The following is a 20,446-nucleotide window of genomic DNA, read 5'->3' on the forward strand; positions in this document are numbered from 1 at the left end:
AGGATCAAGCGGGAGATCCTTTGATTGCGCCGGCTAGGCCAAGCCGCTTGGCGCATGGGCCGTTTTACCGCAAACTGACGCGATGCTGACCCTGCTCCTCCTCCTCGCCCAGGCGAGCGCACCGCAAACCCCTCCGCTCGCCGCCGCGACCGCGCCCGCCGCGCAGACGTCGAGGTGGCCCGCGCGCGATGCGCAGGTCACCTTTCGCAATTTCCGCTTCAAGTCTGGGGAAACCCTGCCCGAACTCCGCATCACCTACACCACGCTCGGGCAACCGCACCGCAACGCGCGGGGCGAAATCGACAATGCGGTGATGGTGCTCCACGGCACCGGCGGTACCGGCCGCCAGTTCCTCAGCCCGCAATTCGCCGACGAGCTCTACGGACCCGGCCAGCCGCTCGACATCGCGCGCTACTGGATCATCCTGCCCGATGGCATCGGCCACGGCAAATCGTCCAAGCCGTCGGACGGCTTGCACATGCGTTTTCCCCAGTACGATTATGACGATATGGTCGAAGCGCAGTATCGGCTGTTGCGCGATGCGCTGGGCATTCAGCGGATGCGTCTCATCATGGGCACGTCGATGGGTTGCATGCACAGCCTGATATGGGGGGAGACGCATCCCGATTACGTTCGCGCGCTGATGCCGCTCGCGTGCGAGCCTGTGGAGATCGCCGGGTTGAACCGCATGTGGCGCGAACTTGCGGTGGAGGGGATCGAGGCGGACCCGGCCTGGGCCGGCGGCGACTATCGCGCGCCGCCGACGCAGGGCTTGCGAACTGCCGCGAGCCTGCTGTTCGTCGCGGGGGCGGCCCCGCTCTATTTCCAGTCGCAATATCCGCATCGCCAAGCGGCCGAGGCCTTCGCGCGCGAACGGGTGGCGGCATCAATCGCCGCGACCGACGCCAACGATTTGATCTACCAGATCAACGCGTCGCGCACCTACGCACCATGGCCTCGGCTGGAGGCGATCACCGTGCCGACGACCTGGATCAATTCCGCAGACGATTTCATCAACCCGCGCAACCTCGATTATCCCCGGCAGGCGGTCGCGCGGATGAAGGACGCTCGCTTCCGGCTCATTCCGGAAACGGCGGAAACACGCGGCCACGGCACACACACCGCGGCGCGCTTCTGGAAGCAGGATCTGGTCGAACTGCTCCAGCGCACCGAGTAATGCGCCATAATCATCACGACCCAGCCTCCGACGTTTAGCGGCGCGCCGCTCGATCCCTAACGCCGCCACGCGTTCATCTCGTAATTTACGTCGTCCGCACGTGTAAAAACGGTAACGTCACGCAACCGAACCTGTTGAGGCAAACCCGATGCTGAGAGTCCTAGCGAGCTTCCTAGCCCTGATATTGGCGGCGGCGGCGGCGGCGGCGATGGCGGGGCCGGCGATGGCGGCCGACGGAGACAGGCGTGCTTTCCTGATCAAGAATTTTGCACTCGAGAACGGCAAGGTCCTGCCCGAGGCCAAGGTCATGTACGCGACCTATGGGACACTCAACAGCGCGCGCGACAACGTCGTGCTGTTGCCGTCGCACTACATGGCAGATGCGCATGGCTACGAATGGCTGATTGGCCCAGGCAAAGCGCTCGATCCAAAGAAGTATTTCATGGTCGCTACCGAATTGTTTGGCAACGGCAAATCATCCTCGCCCAGCAACACCCCCGCGCCGTTCGACGGGCCGCGCTTCCCGGTCACCAGCATCCGCGACAATGTCGCAGCAGTGCACCGCTTGCTCGGGGATGCGCTTGGCGTGCGGCATCTGCGCGCGATCGTGGGATTTTCGATGGGTGGCGAGCAGGCTTTCCAATGGGCGGTTACGTATCCCGACTTCATGGACCGCATCGTCGTCACCTCGGCGACCGCCAAGACCTGGCCGCATGGCATCGTGCGCCTCGAAAGCCAGATCATCGCGATCGAGAGCGATTCGACCTTTGCAAGCGGCGACTACAAGGTGCAGCCGAAAACCGGCCTCCAGACGTTCGGCGCGATCTGGGCCGGGTGGCTGTTTTCACAAGGGTGGTGGCGCGAGGAAGCGTGGCGCGCCGGCGCGCCCCCCGGCACGACCTTCCGCACCGTCTTCGAGGGGCTCTACAAGGATTTCATTCCAGGTGCCGATGCCAACGATTTGATCCTTCAAATGCACACATGGGAGGCGCATGACGTCGGAACGACCCCGGGCTTCGGTGGAAATGTCAAAAGCGCTCTCGCGTCGATCAAGGTGCCGGTGCTGTACATGCCGTCCGCAACCGACCTGTATTTTCCCGTCGACGATGCACGCTACGAGGCCCGCTTTATCCCGCATGTGACCTTGCTTCCAATCCCGTCGCTCTGGGGTCACACGGCAGGTGCGGCGAGCAATCCGGCCGACGCCGCCGGCGGCGAACTCTCGGTGCTGCTGAAACGCCGCACGGCCGGGCCGCAAGAAGGGCGCTGGGCGTTACCCGGTGGGTTCGTGCGGATCGACGAAACGCTCGAGGACGCGGCGAACCGCGTTTTGCGCGAAAAGATCGGGCTTACCGGCGTGTCGCTGGAGCAGCTGTACACGTTTGGCGCGATCGACCGTGATCCGCGCATGCGGATCATCAGCGTCGCGTATATGGCGCTGTTCGATGCAGCGAGCTTCGCTCGGGGGATGGCGTCGGGCAAGAACCTCGGCACGGCGAGTTTCGCCGCGGACGGCCGAGTGCGCGATGCTGCCGGCACTCCCCTGCCCCTCGCTTTCGACCACGCGACGATTCTGGGCGTCGCGCGCGAGCGGCTGCGCGGCAAGATCGACTATTCGGATATCGGCTTCGCGTTGTTGCCCGAGCGGTTCACGCTGCGGCAGTTACAGGATGTCCACGAGGCGATCCTGTCGGTCCGGCTCAACAAGCCGACGTTTCGCCGGCGCATGCTCGACCGCGGCTGGCTGGTGCCGACCGGCGAGCGCGAGCCCGACGCCTCGCATCGGCCCGCCGAGCTCTTTCGTTACCGCGGCGCGCCGCCGACACCGACGGCGCCCGCAAGTGCTGGGAGGCACGCATGACCTTCACCGACATCGCGACGCGCACCTACGACCATAGCTGGCGGCTCGATCCGATCGTGCGCAGCCTGCTCGACACCGATTTCTACAAGCTGCTGATGGTGCAGATGATCCGCCGCCAGCACCCCGATGTCGACGTGACCTTCGCGCTGATCAATCGCAGCCGCGTCGTTCGCTTGGCCGATGCGATCGACGCGCACGAACTGCGCGCCCAGCTCGATCACGCGCGCACGCTGCGCTTCTCCAAGAAGGAGCTGATCTGGCTGGCGGGCAACAGCTTCTACGGCGAAGCGCGGATCTTCGCGCCCGACTTCATAGCCTGGCTCGGCGATTTCCGGCTGCCGGAATATGAATTGCGCACGGTCGACGGGCAGTTCGAGCTGCATTTCTCCGGGCCGTGGACGCACGCGACGATGTGGGAGATCCCGGCGCTCGCGATCATCAACGAACTGCGCTCGCGCGCTGCGATGCGCGACAAGGGCCGCTTCGCGCTCGACGTGCTCTACGCGCGTGCCAAGGCACGGCTGTGGAACAAGGTCGAGCGGCTGCAGCAGCTCCCCGATCTCGTGGTTTCCGATTTCGGCACACGCCGGCGGCACGGCTTTCTGTGGCAACGCTGGTGCGTCGACGCGCTCAAGGAAGGGTTGGGCAGCCGCTTCGTCGGCACCTCGAACGTACTGCTAGCGATGGATGCCGATCTCGAGGCGATCGGCACCAACGCGCACGAGCTGCCGATGGTCGCCGCGGCGCTCGCGAGCGACGATGCGGAACTCGCCCGCGCGCCCTATCGCGTGCTGGAGGAATGGCAGGCAAGCTATGGCGGCAACCTGCTGATCGCGCTGCCCGACGCGTTCGGCACCACCGCCTTCCTCGCCAATGCGCCCGACTGGGTCGCCGACTGGACCGGTTTCCGCCCGGACAGCGCACCGCCGATCGCGGGCGGGGAGCAGATCATCGCCTGGTGGCAGCAGCACGGCCGCGATCCGCGCGAGAAACTGCTGATCTTTTCGGACGGCATGGACATCGACACGATCGAAGCGACCTATCGCCATTTCCACGGCCGCGTCCGCACCAGCTTCGGCTGGGGCACCAACCTGACCAACGATTTTCGCGGCTGCGATCCGGACGGTGACGCGGCGCTCGCGCCGATCTCGCTGGTCTGCAAGGTGGTCAGCGCGAACAGCCGGCCAGCGGTCAAGCTGTCCGACAATCCGGCCAAGGCGACCGGCGATCCGGCAGAGATCGCGCGCTATCTGCGCGTGTTCGGCGCCGCCGGCCGGACCGAAACCGCGGTGCACGTCTGACCCCACCCCATGTGCCAGGGCAGGACGATCCGATACCCACCCAGACCCAGGCCGCGATCGACGGGAAGGTCTGGCCGCATTTCACAGCATGCGTCGCACAAAAGGCGGCGTGTTCGCGCAGACCGAAAGCACGGCGCTGACCGAACGTCATCCAACCGCCGTACGGGCGGAGCGAGTGCGCCGCGTGGGGGATCCGACGCATCAGACTGTTGCATTGCAAGCGACGTATCGGGCCTCGAGAACGCGAAGATGCCAGATAACCGATGCAGTCGCCGACAACGCCGTGTAGGACAGCGCGCATGACACAGCCGCATCGCCAAACCCGTACTCTGAACCGCCGTAAGTCGAGCGCGACGCGCTACCTCGCTCTGTCGGCGCTGCTCGCTGCAACGCCGGCTATGGCGCAGGATGCGCGCCCGAGCACCGATCTGCCGATGCCGTCGCCGGTCGTGCAGCCAGCGCCCTCCACGCCGCTTCCGCAACTCAGTCCGGCTCAAGCGGCCGCGCTTGCGGCTTTGCTTCAGAAAGACATCGTCGCGCAGGGTCTCGCCGATTCACAATCGATCGACCCGGTCGACAACGACCGTCTTGTCCGCGCCGCGCTGGATCATGCCCATGCCGTTCATGCCGGCCGCCTTGCCGAAGCCGATTTCGATCAGAATTGGGCGATGCGGCCTGCGGTCTATGACCCGCTACCGGCCTTCAAGAATGCGGTCGAGCACGATCGTCTCGCCGCTTGGATCGCTTCGCTGCCGCCGCCCTATGCAGGCTACGATGCACTGGTCGCTGCGCTTGCGCGGTACCGGACGATCGCGGCGGCGGGTGGCTGGGAGCCGCTGAGCGCAGGCGCCGATCTGACGCTCGGCAACACCGGCCCGCGCGTCGCCGCGCTGCGTAAGCGGCTGGCGCTCGAAGATCCGCAAGTGACGTCGTCGGAGGACCGCTTCGACGCCGCGCTGCTCGACGCGGTCCGTCGCGCGCAACGGCGCTACGGGCTCAATCCGACGGGTATCGTCGCCGCGCAAACGCTCACCGCGCTCAACGTGCCGGTCGATGCGCGGCTTCGCCAGATCAAGGCGAACATGGAGCGCTGGCGCTGGTTGCCAGCAGAACTCGCCAAGAACCGCGTCCAAGTGAATATCGCCGCAGCCGTGCTGACGCTGTTCGACGGCGACGCCCCGGTCATGTCGATGAAGGCAGTGACCGGGCGCCCCGGGGCCGAGACGCCGATGCTCACCTCGCAGATCCACAGCATCGTGCTCAATCCGCCGTGGAACGTGCCGTCGACGATCGCGGGGCGCGAACTGTGGCCCAAGGAGAAGGCCCACCCCGGCTATCTGACGCAGCACGGCTTCCGGGTGATCGACACCGGCGATGGCGGCAAGCGGCTCCAGCAATCCTCCGACCATAGCGCGCTGGGGAAGTACAAGTTCGATTTTGCCAACCCGTTCGCCGTCTACCTGCACGACACGCCCGCCCAGGCGGGGTTCGCGCGCTTCGACCGCTTGGCCAGCCATGGGTGCGTCCGTCTCGAAAAGCCCGGCGACCTTGCGAAGCGGCTGCTCGAGGGCACGCCCGAATGGCCGGCGGACACGATCGATGCGACGGTCACCGCGGGCAAGACGGTGCGCGCAAAACTGGCGGCACCCGTTGCGGTGTATCTGCTGTACTGGACGGCGTTTGCGAACGCGGACGGGCAGGTCGGTTTCCGGAACGACCCCTATGGCTGGGACGGAACGCTGGCGACCAAGATTGCGGAACGGTCCGCGCGCCAGGCGATTGCGGCGCGCTGAGGAGATGACACCAATGACCCACAAATTCCCCCTCGCCTTCGCGGCAATCCTGTTGATCGCCGGTCTCGGCGCGTGTTCGCAATCGACCGAGGCGCCGACGCGCGACGAACAGTCCACCGAGACGCCCGCAGAACCGGCCGACGAAGCGACACCGACGGCACCCAAGACGCGCGCGCCCGAGCCCGAACCTACCCCGACCGCCGCCACCAACCTGACGGCCGCGCTGCCGGAAAAGGCCCCCGCAGCGACTGCGCCGGACGAACAGCTGATGGACGATGCCTCGGCCACGGGTATGACGGCACGCACGACGCGCAGCGATCAGACGAACCAGGCTGCTCCGGCTGAGCAGACCCCGAACGACTAGAGCAGAGGGCTATGTAGCGGCGAGCCGGTTGCGGACAGTTTCCGACTTCGGCCTGGCGAGCCGCGCGTCAGATGATCGGCCAACTTAGCGCGATCCTCAGACGTCGATGCCACGGCGATTGGATGACGCGGTGATGCCCCTATATTCCAATCATGTCTCTTCGCGTGCGCGTCATCGATCTGGAAACCACTGGCTCGCGTCCCCCGGCGCACGGCGTGTGCGAAATCGGCTGGCAAGACGTCGCGCTTGGCGCTGACGGGCAATGGTCCGTGACAGACGAACGCGGCGCTAGCTTCGTCAATCCCGGGCGGCCGATCCCTCCGGTGACGATGGCGGTGCACCACATCGTCGACGCGGATGTCGCCGCTGCGGGGTATTGGCAGGACGTCGCGCCCGCCATTCTGAAGCCCGACGGCGGCGTCGTCGCGCTGGCCGCGCATCGTGCGAGCTTCGAACAGCGATTTTGCACCCCGCACGTGTCGGGCGGCGCGCGGTGGATCTGCACCTGGAAGTGTGCGCTGCGGCTATGGCCGGGATCGCCGAGCTTCTCCAATCAAGTCCTGCGGTACTGGCGGATGCCGCACGGGCTGGTCCGCGAGATTGGGTTGCCGGTCCACCGCGCGTTGCCCGACGCCTATGTGAGCGCGCATCACCTTCGCGACATGCTGAATGCGGCCTCGATCGAACAGTTGCTTGCCTGGAGCGCCGAGCCCGGGCTTCTGCCGCGAGTCGTCGCCGGGCCCGAGCGTGGGCGTGCCTGGAGCGACCTCTCGGCCGATGCGCTCGAACAGTTCGCGCGGGATCGAGACGAGGACGTCCGGTTCACCGCGCAGACCGAAGTGCGTCGCCGGGGAAGATACAGCCCGCCCGTGCTCGACCGCCCTGTGCAAGGCAAGCTATTCTGACGCTGCTACGCGTTGAAGTTCAATGCTCCCAGCACTGATAGGCTGGGCGGCGGGGGGAAGAAGAGCCGAATCGAGGGGCGCTGCTCACCGCATCCGCAGGAAGTACGACAGCGCGGTGCGTGCGCTATCCGCGAAGCGATCATAGATGACGCGGGCGACAGCAGCGATGACAGGCTGGCGATCGCGTCCACCGCGCGCAAAGACGGCGACGGCCACGCGGTGGCCATCCGGCATGGTAATGAACCCCACGTCATTCGTGACGCCGTCGAGCGTACCCGTCTTGTCCTCGACCGGGGTACCAGCGGGCAGCATCGCGCGGATGCGGCGCGTGCCCGTCTCGCAGCGTCGCATCAACTCGAACAGGAACGCGCGGCTTTGCGCCGTCAACACCGCGCCACTGTCGAGCTTATGCAACAGCGCGACCATGGCGACCGGCGTAGCGACATCCTTGATGTCGGCCAGGTGACCGCGCTCTCGAAGCAGCTGGTCGATGGTCCGGTCGACCCGGATGCCGATGATGTTATGCGACGAGAGCCACTGCTGGACGGCAGCCGGACCACCGACCGCCGCCAGCAGCTGATCGGCCGCTTGATTGTTACTGCGCACGATCATCAGTTCCAGGACTTTCGCGGCGGGCCGGCCGACGACCATGTCGCTGAGGCTGCGTCGGCCCTGATCGATCTCGGCGAGATAGGTGGCTGCGATGGCGAGCTTGACCGTGCTCGCCATCGGAAACGGCGTGTCACCGTTGATGGCAACGATCGAACCGTCGCGAAGGTCGAGTGCCGCAATGCCATATTCCCCCGGCTTTGCCGCGACCAGCATGCTCAACTGGCGCTCGAGCCCGATAAGCTCAGGCGAACTGGCGGCCGCAGGTGCCGGAACGAGAAGGCTTGCGGCGAGCCCGGAACACAGCAGGTGGGAAAGCGGAAATACGCGCATCGATCGTCCTTGAACCTTGGCCTTGAAAGGCGGGCTCATGCTGAACTGGGAAAACTCTATCCCATCCTATTGCATGTCGGCGACGAGCGGCCAACCACTGCGTGCGCGTTACGCGGCGCGAGGCTTGGCGTCACCGACACCGCGATGCTCAGCGCGCGCTGGAACGAAAGAGCGACAGCGTGGTCCCGCTCGACGTCACGCGCCCGCCCGTCATGCGTGGCGAGCTTCCTGTGCCACTCGCACCGGGAGTGCGCGAGTTCGAGAGGCGGCGCACGGTGACAGATCGTGCCGGTATAATGATCGTGTCGCGCGATGCGTCCGAGGCGGTGATCGCGATCGGCAGCGGCCAGTACCGCTTCTCCACCGCCTGGGGGCGCCTCCAGATCGGCCCAGCGCCCGGACATCGCTTCAGGCGAAGGTCAGCGATCCGCGACGTTCGGCGAAACGCCACCCCTCGCCCGCCACCCGGACGAAACGATCGGTGAAACCGCCGACCAGCGGCGGCGCATCGGGCGCGGTAAACAGAAGCATCGCGCTCGTCGCGGTGGCGGTGTCGCGATCGATGACCGCGACCACGATCGTCCCCGTCAGATGTCGCGTGACGCGCGCCGGACGCGCCTCGAACGCGGCAAGGATCGCGGCACGCCCGATGACCGGCGCATCGGGCGCGGTCGGGCGAGTCATGCTGCCATCCTCGGCGTAGAGCGCGGCGACATCGGCCCATCGTGCTGCATCGTTGAGCGCCGCGTACAGATTGATCAATCGCGCGCAATCCGCCTCGATCTCACGGCGTTCGGTTGCCGAAACCATGGTCATGACAACATCTCTCCAATCCCGGCATCCGCGCCCATTTCGTAAAATCGCATATACGATCTGTACATCAATGCGAAACGCAATCATGGTCGCCCGAACGCATGAGAGGAAGCTTTATGGCGATCGCCACCACCCATGTCGGCAGCTTGCCGCGTGGCCCCGAACTCACCCCCCTCCTGCTCGCCCGCGATCGTGGCGAGCCGTATGACGCCGATGCGTTCGACCACGTCGTGCAGACCGCAGTCGATGCGGCGGTTGCGGCACAAGTCGCGGCGGGGGTGACGATCGTCAGCGACGGCGAGCTCGGCAAGGTCGGCTATTCGACCTACATGATCGAGCGGCTGTCGGGTTTCGGCGGGCATAGCGAACGCATGTCGGCGCTCGACCTCGCGCCGCTGCCCGAGTTGCGCACCAAGCTCGCCCACATCATGGGCTCGCAGGACTTCACGCGCGCATCGTGCATCGGCGAGGTCAAATTGGTGAACCTGCAGCCGGTCAAGGACGACATCCGCCGCTTCCGCACCGCGCTCGATCGCCACGGCGAGGGCACGCGCGCCTTCATGAATGCGGCATCGCCCGGACTGATCACCGCGTTCCAGAAGAACGCCTTTTATCCGAGCCACGAGGCCTATCTCGCCGATCTGGTGACCGCGATGCAGCCCGAATATGCAGCGATCGTCGACGCCGGGTTCCAGCTCCAGCTCGATTGCCCCGATCTCGCAATGTCGCGCCACACCGGCTATCAGGAAATGGACGAAGCGCAGTTCCTCGCGACGATCGAGGCCAATGTCGAGGCGCTCAACGCCGCGACCGCCGATATCGCGCCCGAGAAGATGCGGATGCACGTCTGCTGGGGCAATTACGAAGGCCCGCACGATCACGACATCCCGCTCGAGCGGATCATCGATATCGTGCTCAAGGCGCGCCCGGCGACGATCCTGTTCGAGGCAGCCAATCCGCGCCACGAGCATGAATGGATCGTCTGGCGCGATGCGGCGCTGCCCGATCACAAGATCCTGGCACCCGGGTTGATCGACACGTGCTCGAACTATCTCGAGACCCCCGAGCTGATCGCCCAGCGGATCGAGCGCTTCGCGGCGATCGTCGGCGCCGACCGTGTCGTCGCGAGCACCGATTGCGGGTTCGGGACGTTTGCCGGGTACGGCAAGATCGATCCCGCCGTCACCTGGGCAAAGCTGCGCAACCTGCGCGCCGGCGCGGATCTGGCGACCGCGCGGTTGTGAGGTGGCAGGCTGCAACGGACGGGCTATAGCGCGGCGATGGTAGAGATCGCGACCCCCGTCAAATCGGCGCTCCGCACGCTCGACATCATTGAATATGTCGTCGCGCGCGATCGCCCGGTGGTCGCGCAGGAAATCGCCGCGGCGCTCGTCATTCCGGTCAGCAGCCTGTCGTATCTGCTCACCACGCTGGCGGATCGCGGGTACCTCGCGCGCGAGGGCCGGCGCTATACGCCGGGCCCCGGTCTGGCGCGGTTGCAGACGCGCGCGAACGGCTTTGCGCTCGCCGACCGCGTCGCCCCGCTGGTGCGCGCGCTGCGCGTCCAGCTCAACGAGACCGTCTCTTTCTTCGTGCGCAAGGGCTGGGAGGTCGAGGCACTGGCGACCGAGACCAGCGACCATGCGCTGCGCTACGCGGTGGCGACCGGCGCGCGCACCCCGTTGCACAGCTTTGCGGCGGGCAAGGCGATCCTCGCCGCGCTGCCGGAGGACGAGTTCGAGGTCTATCTCGGCGAGGTCGACCGCGCCGCCTTCACGCCTGCGACGATCACCGCGCCCGATCGCCTGCGCGCCGAGATCGCCGAAATCCGCCGCACGGGCAACGCGCGGACGCGCGAGGAGCATACGCCAGGGATCCAGGGGCTTGGACGCGCGCTGATCGTCGGGGACGATCTGCTCGGCGCGTTCAGCGTCGCCATCCCCAACGTGCGCTTCGACGCGGTGGTCGAGGCGCGCGTTGCGGACTTGCTCAAGCGGACCGTCGCGTTGCTTGAAGCTGCCTGACGACACCGCTCTTTGGGGAGCGCCGGAGCCCGGCCCTCCCCGCAAGGCTCAGGCTGGCTGGCGGTTGCGCCAGCTTTCGGCATAGCTGTCGCGCGCGACTTCCGAATAGGGCGCCGGGCTGACGATCGCCTTGATTTCGGTCTGCACATGGCGCTCGACCGTCGGCTTGCGCGTGCCGCCATCGGGCTCGCCCCACAGCAGCGTCACTTCGGTGCCGGGCTCGGCCATGTCGGCATCGACCATCGCGAGCGTCAGCATGCGCCCTTCATTCGCGCTGTAGCCGATCCAGGTCGACAGCCCGACGAGCTTGCCGTCCTTGAGCACCTGATCGTACGGATGCATCGCATACACCGCCGACGGGAAGTCGATGTATTTGGCGCGATTGTCCTTGGCGAATTGCGAGCTGATCACGCGCATCACGTCTTCGGTATCGAGCGCGAGCGTCACCTTCTTGCGATGCGGCTGCCCGGCCATCGCCTCGAGCGCCTCGCGCCCGATGAAGTCATGGTCGAACTTGACGAACGGGCCGTATCCCAGATCCCACGGCGTCAGATAATAGCCCTCGACGCTGTCGGGGACATAGCTGCCACCGATAGACGCCTTCGCCTCGTAGGAGTTGGTCTTGAGCCATTCGCGAAACGCCTGCGTGCCGGCGCCGGAATAGGTCGCGGGCAGCGGCGACGGGATCCAGCCCGACTCGATCGTGTTCGATGCGTAGGTCCGGCCACCAACGAGCGCGAGCCCGAAGTCCTTGCCCGCCTCGATCAGCGCGTTGCGGACGGTGTCGTAATCCGACCACGGACCGAACAGCTCGTAACCCGGCTGCCCGGCCATGCCGTGGCGCAGCGCGCGGACTTCGGCGCCCGCGATCGTGAGCCGCGCCATGTGGAAGAATTTGAGCTCGGGCGGGGTCTGGCCCATTGCCTTTTCGAGCGTCCGCATCGCGTTCGGGCCCTGCAGCTGGAAGCGATACGAGCGCCGGGTTTCCGGATCGGGCCGCGCCGCGGTCCGCTCGTCGCGCGACACGGTGACGTCCCAGTCGCCCGTCGCGGCATGAAATTCGACCCATTCGATCACCGGCGCGCGGCCGACCAGATTGAACGCATTCTCATCGAGATAGAACAGGATCACGTCGCCGATGACATAGCCCTCGGGCGTGACGGGAACAAACTGCTTGGCGCGATCGGGGACGAAGCCCTTGAAGCTGTTGACGCCGAGATGGTTGAGCATCGCCAGCGCGTCGGGGCCTTCGACCGAAAGATCGACCATGTGGAACGACTGGTTGAACAGCACGCAGGTCTTCGACCAGGCCTGCTGCTCGGCGCGCCAGTTGGAATATTCGGCGGGGACGCCGGGATAGGCATTGGGTCCGGTCTGCTGGTTGCGCAGCAGCGTGACGATATCGCCGCTCATATCGAGCATCTGTTGCAGGGTCGTTTCAGTCATCGGGCTCTCCTTGGGCTGTAGCGGTTTCGACGGGCGTCAGAGCGGGTTTGGCGTCGCGCTGAGCCAGTCGGCGATTGCGGAATTGAGCGCGTCGGGCGCTTCGGCCGGCAGCATGTGTCCGGCGCCATCGACCACGACGAGGCGGGCGTGCGGGATCGCCGCTGCCATCGCCGCGTGCTGATCGGGCGGGCTCCAGCGGTCTTCGCTGCCGCACGCGACGAGGACCGGGCAGGCGAGCTGCGGCAGCAGCGATTCGACCTCGGGACGCGCGAGCAAGGCTGCGATCTGCGCTTCGAACGGCTGCAGCCCGGCCTCGATGCACATCGTGCGGAGCGGCTGCAGCAGCGCGGTATCGGCACTGCGCGCAGGCGCGACCATCGGGGGCAGCCAGGTATCGACCAATGCGGCCATGCCGTGCAGGCGCCCGACATCGCGCAGTGCGTGGCGCTTTTCGGGTTCGCTCGGCAGCGGCAGATGGACGCCGGTGCTGACCAGCGCGAGCCGTGTCACGCGACCTGGCGCGCGCCGCACCACTTCGAGCGCGACTCGCGCGCCCATCGAATGGCCGAGCACCGCAAAGCGCGCGGGCGCCGCGGCGAGCACCCGCTCCGCCATCGCGCCGAGCGTCGCCAGATCGCCATAGTCCGGCGCTGCGACGGCGTCCGCGAAGGCTGCGCGCTGCGCCGCAAAGACGCGCGCATCGCACATCAGACCCGGCAGGAGCAGCAACGGCTCGCTGGGCAACGGTAAGGATGAGTTCGCGTCCATGAAGATTTCATCTATCCGAACCAACGCCATTCGGCTAGGCCAATTTGCCACAGTGCGAGGCACAATCGCGCCCGACCGGAGAGGACGAATGACGACCATCCCCGCCATCCATCCCGCCTGGACGCGGGCGCCGACCGGAATGACCGACGGCTATTCGCTCGAGATGACCGCCAAGGATCGCCCCGCGCTACGCGAGGCGGCGGACCGCATCGCGCCCGATACGCCCGTCGCAATCACCTTCCTCCCCGGCGAGACGATCGACGCGCGGATCGCGGCTGCCGTCGAAGTGCGCACGCTCGGATTCGAACCGATGCCGCATCTGTCGGCGCGTCGCATCGCGTCGCTCGACGAACTCTCCGCGACCGTCGAACGGACCGTCGTCGAAGCGGGCGTCCGCCGCATGTTTCTCGTCGCCGGGGATCCGCCAACCCCGGTCGGCCCGTTCGCCGATACGATGGCGCTGCTCCAGACCGGGTTGTTCGAGCGCAACGGCATCACCGCGATCGGCATTGCCGGGCACCCCGAAGGGCATTCGGCGATGGATTCGGCGACGTGCCTTGCGGTGCTCAAGGCCAAGCGCGACGAGATCGCTGCGCGCGGCATGGCGACGCTGATCGTCACGCAATTCGGGTTCGATCCCGACCCGTTCATCACATGGCTCGAAGACCTGCGCGCGAACGGGATCGATTCGCCGGTGCGGATCGGCGTGCCGGGCCCGGCCGGGATCAAGACGCTGCTGCGTTTTGCCGCGCATTGCGGCGTCGGCGCCTCGGTTTCGGCGCTTGGCAAATACGGGATCTCGCTGACCAAATTGCTCGGCTCGACCGGCCCCGACGCGCTGGTCGATCGGCTCTCGGAACGGCTGACACCGGCGCACGGCCCGGTGCGGCTGCATTTCTATCCGTTCGGCGGGCTCGTCCGCGCGGTCGATTGGATCAAGGCTTATGAAGAGCGCGCCCATGATTGAGACGCTGACGCTTCGCCTCTCCTGCCCCGACCGGCCCGGTCTGGTCGCGCAGGTCGCCGGGTTTCTGGCCAGTGCAGGCGGCAACATCACCGACGCACAGCAGTTCGACGACCGGCTCACGGGCCGCTTCTTCATGCGCGTCGTTTTCGAGATCGAGCGCGATGTGGACACGCTGCGCCTCGCGTTCGCGCCGCTCGCCGCCGCGATCGACGCCGAATGGACGCTGCGCAGCGCGCAGGAGCGCCAGCGCGTGTTGCTGCTGGTGTCGAAGTTCGACCATTGCCTCGGCGATCTGCTCTATCGCTACCGCATCGGCGAGCTGGCGATGGACGTGGTCGGGATCGTCTCTAACCACCCGCAGCGCGCGCTGCATATCAGCATGATCGGCGACATCCCGTTCCATCATCTGCCCGTCACGCCGCAGACCAAGGCGGCGCAGGAAGCGCAGATCAAGCAGATCGTCACCGACACCGGCGCCGATCTGATCGTGCTGGCGCGCTACATGCAGATCCTGTCGGACGATCTGGCGGGGTTCCTGTCGGGGCGCTGCATCAACATCCACCACAGCTTCCTGCCCGGCTTCAAGGGCGCGAAGCCGTATCACCAAGCGCATGAGCGCGGCGTCAAGATGATCGGCGCGACCGCGCATTACGTCACCGCCGATCTCGACGAGGGACCGATCATCGCGCAGGACGCCGAGTTCATCACGCACGCCGATCTGCCCGACGATCTCGTCCGCAAGGGGCGCGATATCGAGCGGCGTGTACTCGCGCAGGCGGTGGGCTATCATCTGCAGGACCGCGTGCTGCTCAACGGCGCGCGCACCGTCGTCTTTCGGTGACCGCATGACATTCAAGGAGCGATGACGATGACCGCACCCGTACCGCCCAGCAGCGACATCCACGCCTATCTCGCCGAGTTCGAGGATATTCCGGGCACGCGCGTCTTCACCGCACGGCGCGCCCGCCAGGGCTATAACCTCAACCAGTGCGCGATGAGCCTGATGAAGGACGAGAACCGCGCACGCTTCCGCGCCGACGAGAGCGCCTATCTCGACGCGTGGAACATCACGCCCGAGCAGAAGGACGCGCTGCTCAAGCGCGACTACAACCGGCTGCTCGATCTTGGCGGCAACGTCTATTTTCTTGCCAAGGTGTTCGCGACCGACGGCATCGGCTTTGCCCAGGCGGTGTCGTCGATGACCGACCTCAATTTCGAGGACTATACCAAGATGATGCTCGCGGGCGGGCGCTCGCCGGTCGGCAATCGCAGCATCAAGGCAAATTCGGGCGACGAGACCGCCCTGAAGGAGACGAACTGACATGGCGCGCATCACCGCAGGCATTGCCACCAGCCACGTGCCGCTGCTCGGCGTCGCGTCCGACCAAGGCAAGGATCGCGACGCTTATTTCGGCCCGATCTTCGCTGGCTATGACTGGACGCGCGCGTGGCAGCAGGCCGAGAAGCCCGACGTCGTCATCCTGGTCTATAACGACCACGCCTCGGCGTTCGACATGAAGATCATCCCGACCTTCGCGATCGGGTGCGGCGAACGCTATGCCTCGGCCGACGAAGGCTGGGGCGCGCGCCCGGTGCCCGATGTCGAGGGGCATCCCGATCTCGCCTGGCACATCGCACAGAGCCTGGTGCTCGACGAGTTCGACATGACGATCATCAACGAGATGGATGTCGACCACGGCCTCACCGTCCCGCTGACGATGATGTACGGCAAGCCCGCGGCATGGCCGACCAAGGTCATCCCGCTCGCGGTCAATGTCGTCACCTACCCGCCCCCCTCGGGCAACCGCTGCTGGGCGCTGGGCGAGGCGATCCGCCGTGCGGTGGAAAGCTATGGCGAGGATCTCAACGTCCAGATCTGGGGCACCGGGGGGATGAGCCACCAGCTGCAGGGCCCGCGCGCCGGGCTGATCAACCGCGAGTGGGACAATCGCTTCCTCGACGGGCTGACGGGCGAAGGCGACGATCTGCGGCGGATCCCGCACCTCGAATATCTGCGCGAGACGGGGTCCGAGGGGATCGAGATGGTGATGTGGTTGGTGATGCGCGGTGCGCTCGGCAAGCGCACGCGCGCGCTGCATCGCCACTATCACGTGCCGTGCAGCAATACCGCGATCGGCCACCTCGTTCTGCGCCCCGACAATGGCGAAGGGCTCGACATGACGGACGACGGAGCGGACCTGGCAACCGCAGCCGCCTAGCGGGAGTATTGGTCGAACGGCGCGTTCGCTGCCGGAAACGCCTGCCGCGACCACGTCTGCGCGACACGCAAAGCGCGATAGGCTGCGCCGCCCGCGTCGCGCCGCGCGTTTTCGATAGGGCTCTGCGAATACACAGGATTTGTACGTGCGGCAGACTCAGATAATTACCAGGGCTGATCGATCGCGATTATTATAAGCAGTTATTCAAATCGCACAAAGTCGCATATCCTTTGATGACGGTTGTCGGAAGAACGGCCCAAAAGGAGAGAAAGCATGAGAACAGCGCGATGGATCTTGCGGTGCGCCCTGCTGGGCAGCGCGACGGCAGCACAGGCCCAGGTGTCATCCCCGCCCCCCGCCGAGACGCAAGCGAGCGCACCCACCGAATCCGGGTTGCAGGACATCATCGTCACCGCGCAGCGCCGCTCGGAAAGTCTCCAGCGCGCCGCGGTCGCGATCAGCGCCGTGTCGGGCGATACGCTCGCCAGCGCCGGCATCACGCGCCCGACCGAGCTGACCTCGGTCGTCCCGTCGCTCCAGGTCGCGCCCGCGGCGGGCCCGTACGCGCTGTTCTATCTGCGCGGCGTCGGCAATTTCAACGGCAACGCGCTGTCGGACTCGGCGGTCGCGTTCAATTTCAACGGCGTCTATGTCGGCCGCCCGAGCTCGACCACGGGCTTCTTCTACGATCTCGAGCGCGTCGAAGTCGTCAAGGGCCCACAGGGCACGCTCTACGGCCGCAACGCCACCGGCGGCGCGATCAACGTCATCCCCAAGCGCCCCGATTTCGACAAGGCCAGCGCCGAGGGCAATGTCGAATACGGCAATTACAACGCGCTGCGGCTCGATGCCGCGGTCAACGTTCCGCTCGGTGAGAATGTCGCGCTGCGCGCCGCGGGCATCTATGTCCGCCACGACGCCTATATGAACGACGGCACCGACAATCAGAAGGATGCCGGTGGCCGCGTTTCCCTCCGGCTGCGTCCGACCAACACGCTGTCGATCAACCTCACCGCCGATTATTTCCGCCAGCGCGGCCGCGGTACCGGCGCGACGCCGCTCGGGCTCAATCCCGACAATCGCGACGGTTTCTTCTCGCCCGCGGGCCAAGCGTTCGTCAACGGTCAGGTCGACCAGGTGCTCGGCCGCACGATGGTCGCGCAGACGACGCCGCAATTCCTCAACAACAGCTATTGGGGCGTGTCGTCGACGATCGAGCTCAACACGCCCGCCGGCACGATCACCGTCATCCCGGCCTATCGCGAGGGCAAGCTCGATTACCTGTCCTACTCGCCGGGTTTCTACATCCGCCAGGTCGAGAAGGACAAGCAGACCAGCCTCGAGGCGCGGATCGCGTCGGACGAGACGCATCCGCTGCGCTACATCGCCGGGCTGTTCTACTATGACGAGAGCAACCACGTCCCCGGCAGCTATATCAACCAGCAAGCGAGCGTGAACTCGAACGTCGCCGACCAGCGCACCAAGAGCATGGCGGTGTTCGGGCGGCTGACCTATGCGATCGCGCCGACGTTCCGCGTCACCGCGGGCGCACGCTACACCACCGAGGACAAGTCGCTCGATGGCTTTACCACAGCGGCGCTGCGGCTCTGCACGCGTCCGAGCAGCTTCTTCCCGACCTATGTCGCGGGCTGCCCGACCGCGCAGCCGATCGCGGTGTCGACGGCGATCCCGTCGGTCGTGCCGACGCCCAATTTCAACCCGTTCATCGACGGCACGATCACCACGCTCGCGACCGGCACCTATCAGGGTCTGAAGGCTAAGCGCGCCTCGTTCGATCGCATCACCTATCGCGCGGCGGCCGATTGGGACATCACGCCGCGCAACCTGGTCTATGCGAGCTACGAGACCGGCTTCAAGTCGGGCGGCTTTTTCCAGACGGTCGATCGCGGCGTGTTCCGCCCCGAGCGGATCGGCGCCTGGACGCTGGGGTCGAAGAACCGCTTCTTCGACAATCGCCTCCAGCTCAACCTCGAGGCGTTCTACTGGCGCTATCACGACCAGCAGATCAGCCATGTCGTCGCCGATTCGTCGGGCAGCCAGATCCTCGCGACCGAGAATGTCGGCCAGGCGACCTTCAAGGGGGTCGAGGTCGAAGGGCGCCTGCTCGTCACGCGCTCGACGCAGCTGACCGCCGACGCGCAATATCTTGACGCGCGCTACGATTCGTTCGTCTACAGCGCGCCCAACAACAATGGCGGGCGCGACAATGGCACGGCTTGCGCCACGCGCGGGACGCCGGGCGCGACCTATGTCATCGATTGCTCGGGCCGCCGCCCGCCCAACGCGCCTGAGTGGACGATCAATCTCGGCGCCGAGCAGACGGTGAGGCTGGCGAACGACGGGAAGATCGTCGGCAACGTCCGCGCGCATTACCAGAGCCGTACGCTGACCGGCCTCGAGTTCACGCAGGTCGAGTATCAAAACGCGTATTGGACCGCCGACGCCCAGGTCACCTACACTGCGCCGGGGAGCCGCTATTCGATCGGGCTGTTCGTCAACAATGCGTTCGACAAGACCGTGCTGGCGCTCGCGACCCCGGTGCCGTTCACGTCCTATTACGCCGGCGCGCTCCGCCCGCCGCGGACCTTCGGCGTGCGAGCCGGGGTGAAGTTCTGAGAGAGATCGGGCGCCCGCCCCGCTGGTGCGGGGCGCCCGACGAGTGCAATACTCCGCTCGCATCTAGTTGGGCGCTTCCCCGGCGAAGGCCGGGGTCCAGTCGCGAAGGTGGTCGTCTTCGGGCACTGCCGCTGCCATCAGCCGACCGCGACTGGGCACCGGCCTTCGCCGGGGAAGCGCGGCTGTGGTGACGCTGCGGATATTTCCGCGAGTGGAAATCATGGTTCGATAAGCTAGGGCCTCAGCCCTTGACCACGCGCTGGTCGATCACGCCGAACAGCGGTGCGCCATCGACGCCGCGGGCTTCCATCCGCACCCGGTCGCCAAAGCGCATGAAGCCCGTCACCGGGGCGCCCTGCTCGATCATCTCGATCGCGCGACGCTCGGCGATGCACGACGATCCGACCTCACGATAGTCGACATTGGCGACCGTCCCCGATCCGATGATCGTCCCCGCCGGGAGCGCGCGCGTGCGCGCGGCGTGCGCGACCAGCTCGGGAAAGCTCACCGCCATCGCGTCGCCGCGCGCCCGACCGAAGGGCTCGCCGTTCCATTGCACCTCGAGCGGAAGACACACGCGCCCCTCCGCCCATGCCGCGCCCAGCGCGTCGGGTGTCACCGCGACGGGCGCCATGCTGCACGCCGGCTTGGCCTGGACCCACCCGAACCCGGTCTTCATCTCGGGGCCAGCCAGCGTGCGCAGCGACCAGTCGTTGATCTGCACCACCAGCCGGATCAGCGCGGCGGCATCCGCGGCGCTCGTGCCCATCGGCACGGCGGCGGTGATAACGCCGAACTCGCCCTCGAAATCGATGCCATGCGCCTCGTCGGGCAGCGGGACGTCGGCGGTCGGCGCGAGGAAGCAGTGCGACATACCCTGGTACATCAGCGGCAGCTCGGTCTCGATCGGCGGTGCGTTGTACGCGCGCTGCATCAGCACGCCGTGGTTCGGGAAAGCCGACCCATCGAGCCACTGCCACGCGCGCGGCAACGGTGCCTCGAGCGCTTCGCCCGCCAGCGGCGTGCCCCCACCCGCGGCAAGCTCATCGGCGAGCGCCCGCAGCGCCGGCTCGACCGCGTCCCAACGTTCGAGCGCGTCCTGCAGCGTCGGCGCGATCGCCTCGGCACCGGCATAACGCTCGCCATCGGGCGAGACGATAACGAGGCGACCGTCGGGCCGCCCATTGGCAAGCGTGGCGAGCTTCATCGAAAACAATCCTGTGTTGGTA

The 20,446-nt window shown here is 66.4% G+C and carries 18 protein-coding genes; 13 read left to right on the top strand and 5 right to left on the bottom strand.

What is annotated here, in order from left to right; all coding sequences use genetic code 11:
* The first annotated feature begins 82 nt into the window (after positions 1–82).
* The 6 genes from ACP7C5_RS07805 to ACP7C5_RS07830 all read left to right on the top strand — a co-directional run bounded on the left by ACP7C5_RS07805 (position 83) and on the right by ACP7C5_RS07830 (position 7,401).
* A complete protein-coding gene (locus tag ACP7C5_RS07805; RefSeq protein ID WP_426263785.1) occupies positions 83–1,177 on the top strand; it encodes an alpha/beta fold hydrolase in 1,095 nt (364 codons plus the stop codon).
* A gap of 148 nt (positions 1,178–1,325) precedes the next feature.
* Positions 1,326–3,038 carry an alpha/beta fold hydrolase gene (locus ACP7C5_RS07810; RefSeq protein WP_426263786.1) on the top strand — a complete coding sequence of 571 codons (1,713 nt, stop codon included), beginning with the start codon at positions 1,326–1,328 and terminating at the stop codon, positions 3,036–3,038.
* The gene (gene pncB / locus ACP7C5_RS07815; RefSeq protein ID WP_426263787.1) at positions 3,035–4,339 is read left to right on the top strand and encodes a nicotinate phosphoribosyltransferase; all 1,305 of its coding nucleotides are present in this window, start codon (positions 3,035–3,037) and stop codon (positions 4,337–4,339) included. The genes ACP7C5_RS07810 and pncB overlap by 4 nt, the downstream gene beginning before the upstream one ends.
* A 299-nt stretch (positions 4,340–4,638) precedes the next feature.
* Positions 4,639–6,132 carry a L,D-transpeptidase family protein gene (locus tag ACP7C5_RS07820; RefSeq protein ID WP_426263788.1) on the top strand — a complete coding sequence of 498 codons (1,494 nt, stop codon included), beginning with the start codon at positions 4,639–4,641 and terminating at the stop codon, positions 6,130–6,132.
* Between the two features lie 13 nt (positions 6,133–6,145).
* The gene (locus ACP7C5_RS07825; protein ID WP_426263789.1) at positions 6,146–6,496 is read left to right on the top strand and encodes a hypothetical protein; all 351 of its coding nucleotides are present in this window, start codon (positions 6,146–6,148) and stop codon (positions 6,494–6,496) included.
* Between the two features lie 152 nt (positions 6,497–6,648).
* A complete protein-coding gene (locus ACP7C5_RS07830) occupies positions 6,649–7,401 on the top strand; it encodes an exonuclease domain-containing protein (RefSeq protein ID WP_426263790.1) in 753 nt (250 codons plus the stop codon).
* 84 nt (positions 7,402–7,485) lie between these two features.
* On the opposite strand, the gene ACP7C5_RS07835 is transcribed toward ACP7C5_RS07830, so the two are convergent.
* Both ACP7C5_RS07835 and ACP7C5_RS07840 read right to left on the bottom strand, forming a co-directional pair.
* Positions 7,486–8,343, bottom strand: a complete 858-nt coding sequence (locus ACP7C5_RS07835) for a serine hydrolase (protein WP_426263791.1) — start codon at positions 8,341–8,343, stop codon at positions 7,486–7,488.
* A gap of 408 nt (positions 8,344–8,751) precedes the next feature.
* Entirely contained in the window at positions 8,752–9,159 is a 408-nt protein-coding gene (locus ACP7C5_RS07840) for a nuclear transport factor 2 family protein (RefSeq protein ID WP_189677252.1), read from the bottom strand.
* A 113-nt stretch (positions 9,160–9,272) separates the two neighbouring features.
* On the opposite strand from ACP7C5_RS07840, the gene ACP7C5_RS07845 reads away from it, so the two are divergent.
* Both ACP7C5_RS07845 and ACP7C5_RS07850 read left to right on the top strand, forming a co-directional pair.
* Positions 9,273–10,400 carry a cobalamin-independent methionine synthase II family protein gene (locus tag ACP7C5_RS07845; RefSeq protein ID WP_426263792.1) on the top strand — a complete coding sequence of 376 codons (1,128 nt, stop codon included), beginning with the start codon at positions 9,273–9,275 and terminating at the stop codon, positions 10,398–10,400.
* 36 nt (positions 10,401–10,436) lie between these two features.
* Entirely contained in the window at positions 10,437–11,180 is a 744-nt protein-coding gene (locus tag ACP7C5_RS07850) for an IclR family transcriptional regulator (RefSeq protein ID WP_133187980.1), read from the top strand.
* Between the two features lie 48 nt (positions 11,181–11,228).
* Here ACP7C5_RS07850 and desA read toward each other — a convergent pair whose 3' ends face one another.
* Together desA and ACP7C5_RS07860 are read right to left on the bottom strand one after the other, a co-directional pair.
* Positions 11,229–12,626 carry a syringate O-demethylase gene (desA, locus tag ACP7C5_RS07855; protein WP_426263793.1) on the bottom strand — a complete coding sequence of 466 codons (1,398 nt, stop codon included), beginning with the start codon at positions 12,624–12,626 and terminating at the stop codon, positions 11,229–11,231.
* 36 nt (positions 12,627–12,662) lie between these two features.
* Positions 12,663–13,394 (bottom strand): alpha/beta fold hydrolase, encoded by a 732-nt coding sequence (locus ACP7C5_RS07860; RefSeq protein WP_426263794.1) that lies wholly within the window; start codon positions 13,392–13,394, stop codon positions 12,663–12,665.
* A gap of 88 nt (positions 13,395–13,482) precedes the next feature.
* Between ACP7C5_RS07860 and ACP7C5_RS07865 the strand changes: the two genes are divergently transcribed.
* The 5 genes from ACP7C5_RS07865 (at position 13,483) to ACP7C5_RS07885 (ending at position 19,217) form a co-directional block, all read left to right on the top strand.
* Positions 13,483–14,361: a methylenetetrahydrofolate reductase gene (locus tag ACP7C5_RS07865; RefSeq protein WP_426263795.1), complete on the top strand. Its 879-nt coding sequence runs from the start codon at positions 13,483–13,485 to the stop codon at positions 14,359–14,361.
* Positions 14,354–15,202: a formyltetrahydrofolate deformylase gene (gene purU / locus ACP7C5_RS07870; RefSeq protein ID WP_426263796.1), complete on the top strand. Its 849-nt coding sequence runs from the start codon at positions 14,354–14,356 to the stop codon at positions 15,200–15,202. The genes ACP7C5_RS07865 and purU overlap by 8 nt, the downstream gene beginning before the upstream one ends.
* Positions 15,203–15,229: 27 nt before the next feature.
* The gene (gene ligA / locus ACP7C5_RS07875) at positions 15,230–15,682 is read left to right on the top strand and encodes a protocatechuate 4,5-dioxygenase subunit alpha (protein WP_426263797.1); all 453 of its coding nucleotides are present in this window, start codon (positions 15,230–15,232) and stop codon (positions 15,680–15,682) included.
* A 1-nt stretch (position 15,683) separates the two neighbouring features.
* Positions 15,684–16,580: a class III extradiol dioxygenase subunit beta gene (locus tag ACP7C5_RS07880; RefSeq protein WP_426263798.1), complete on the top strand. Its 897-nt coding sequence runs from the start codon at positions 15,684–15,686 to the stop codon at positions 16,578–16,580.
* 273 nt (positions 16,581–16,853) lie between these two features.
* The gene (locus ACP7C5_RS07885; RefSeq protein WP_426263799.1) at positions 16,854–19,217 is read left to right on the top strand and encodes a TonB-dependent receptor; all 2,364 of its coding nucleotides are present in this window, start codon (positions 16,854–16,856) and stop codon (positions 19,215–19,217) included.
* Positions 19,218–19,458: 241 nt separating this feature from the next.
* Here the strand turns inward: ACP7C5_RS07885 and ACP7C5_RS07890 are convergent, their stop codons facing one another.
* Complete coding sequence (locus tag ACP7C5_RS07890) at positions 19,459–20,424, bottom strand: fumarylacetoacetate hydrolase family protein (protein WP_426263800.1); 966 nt, start codon at positions 20,422–20,424, stop codon at positions 19,459–19,461.
* Positions 20,425–20,446 lie beyond the last annotated feature (22 nt).

It is taken from the genome of Sphingomonas sp. PWP1-2 (assembly GCF_049898305.1).
Taxonomy (GTDB): Bacteria; Pseudomonadota; Alphaproteobacteria; order Sphingomonadales; family Sphingomonadaceae; genus Sphingomonas; species Sphingomonas glacialis.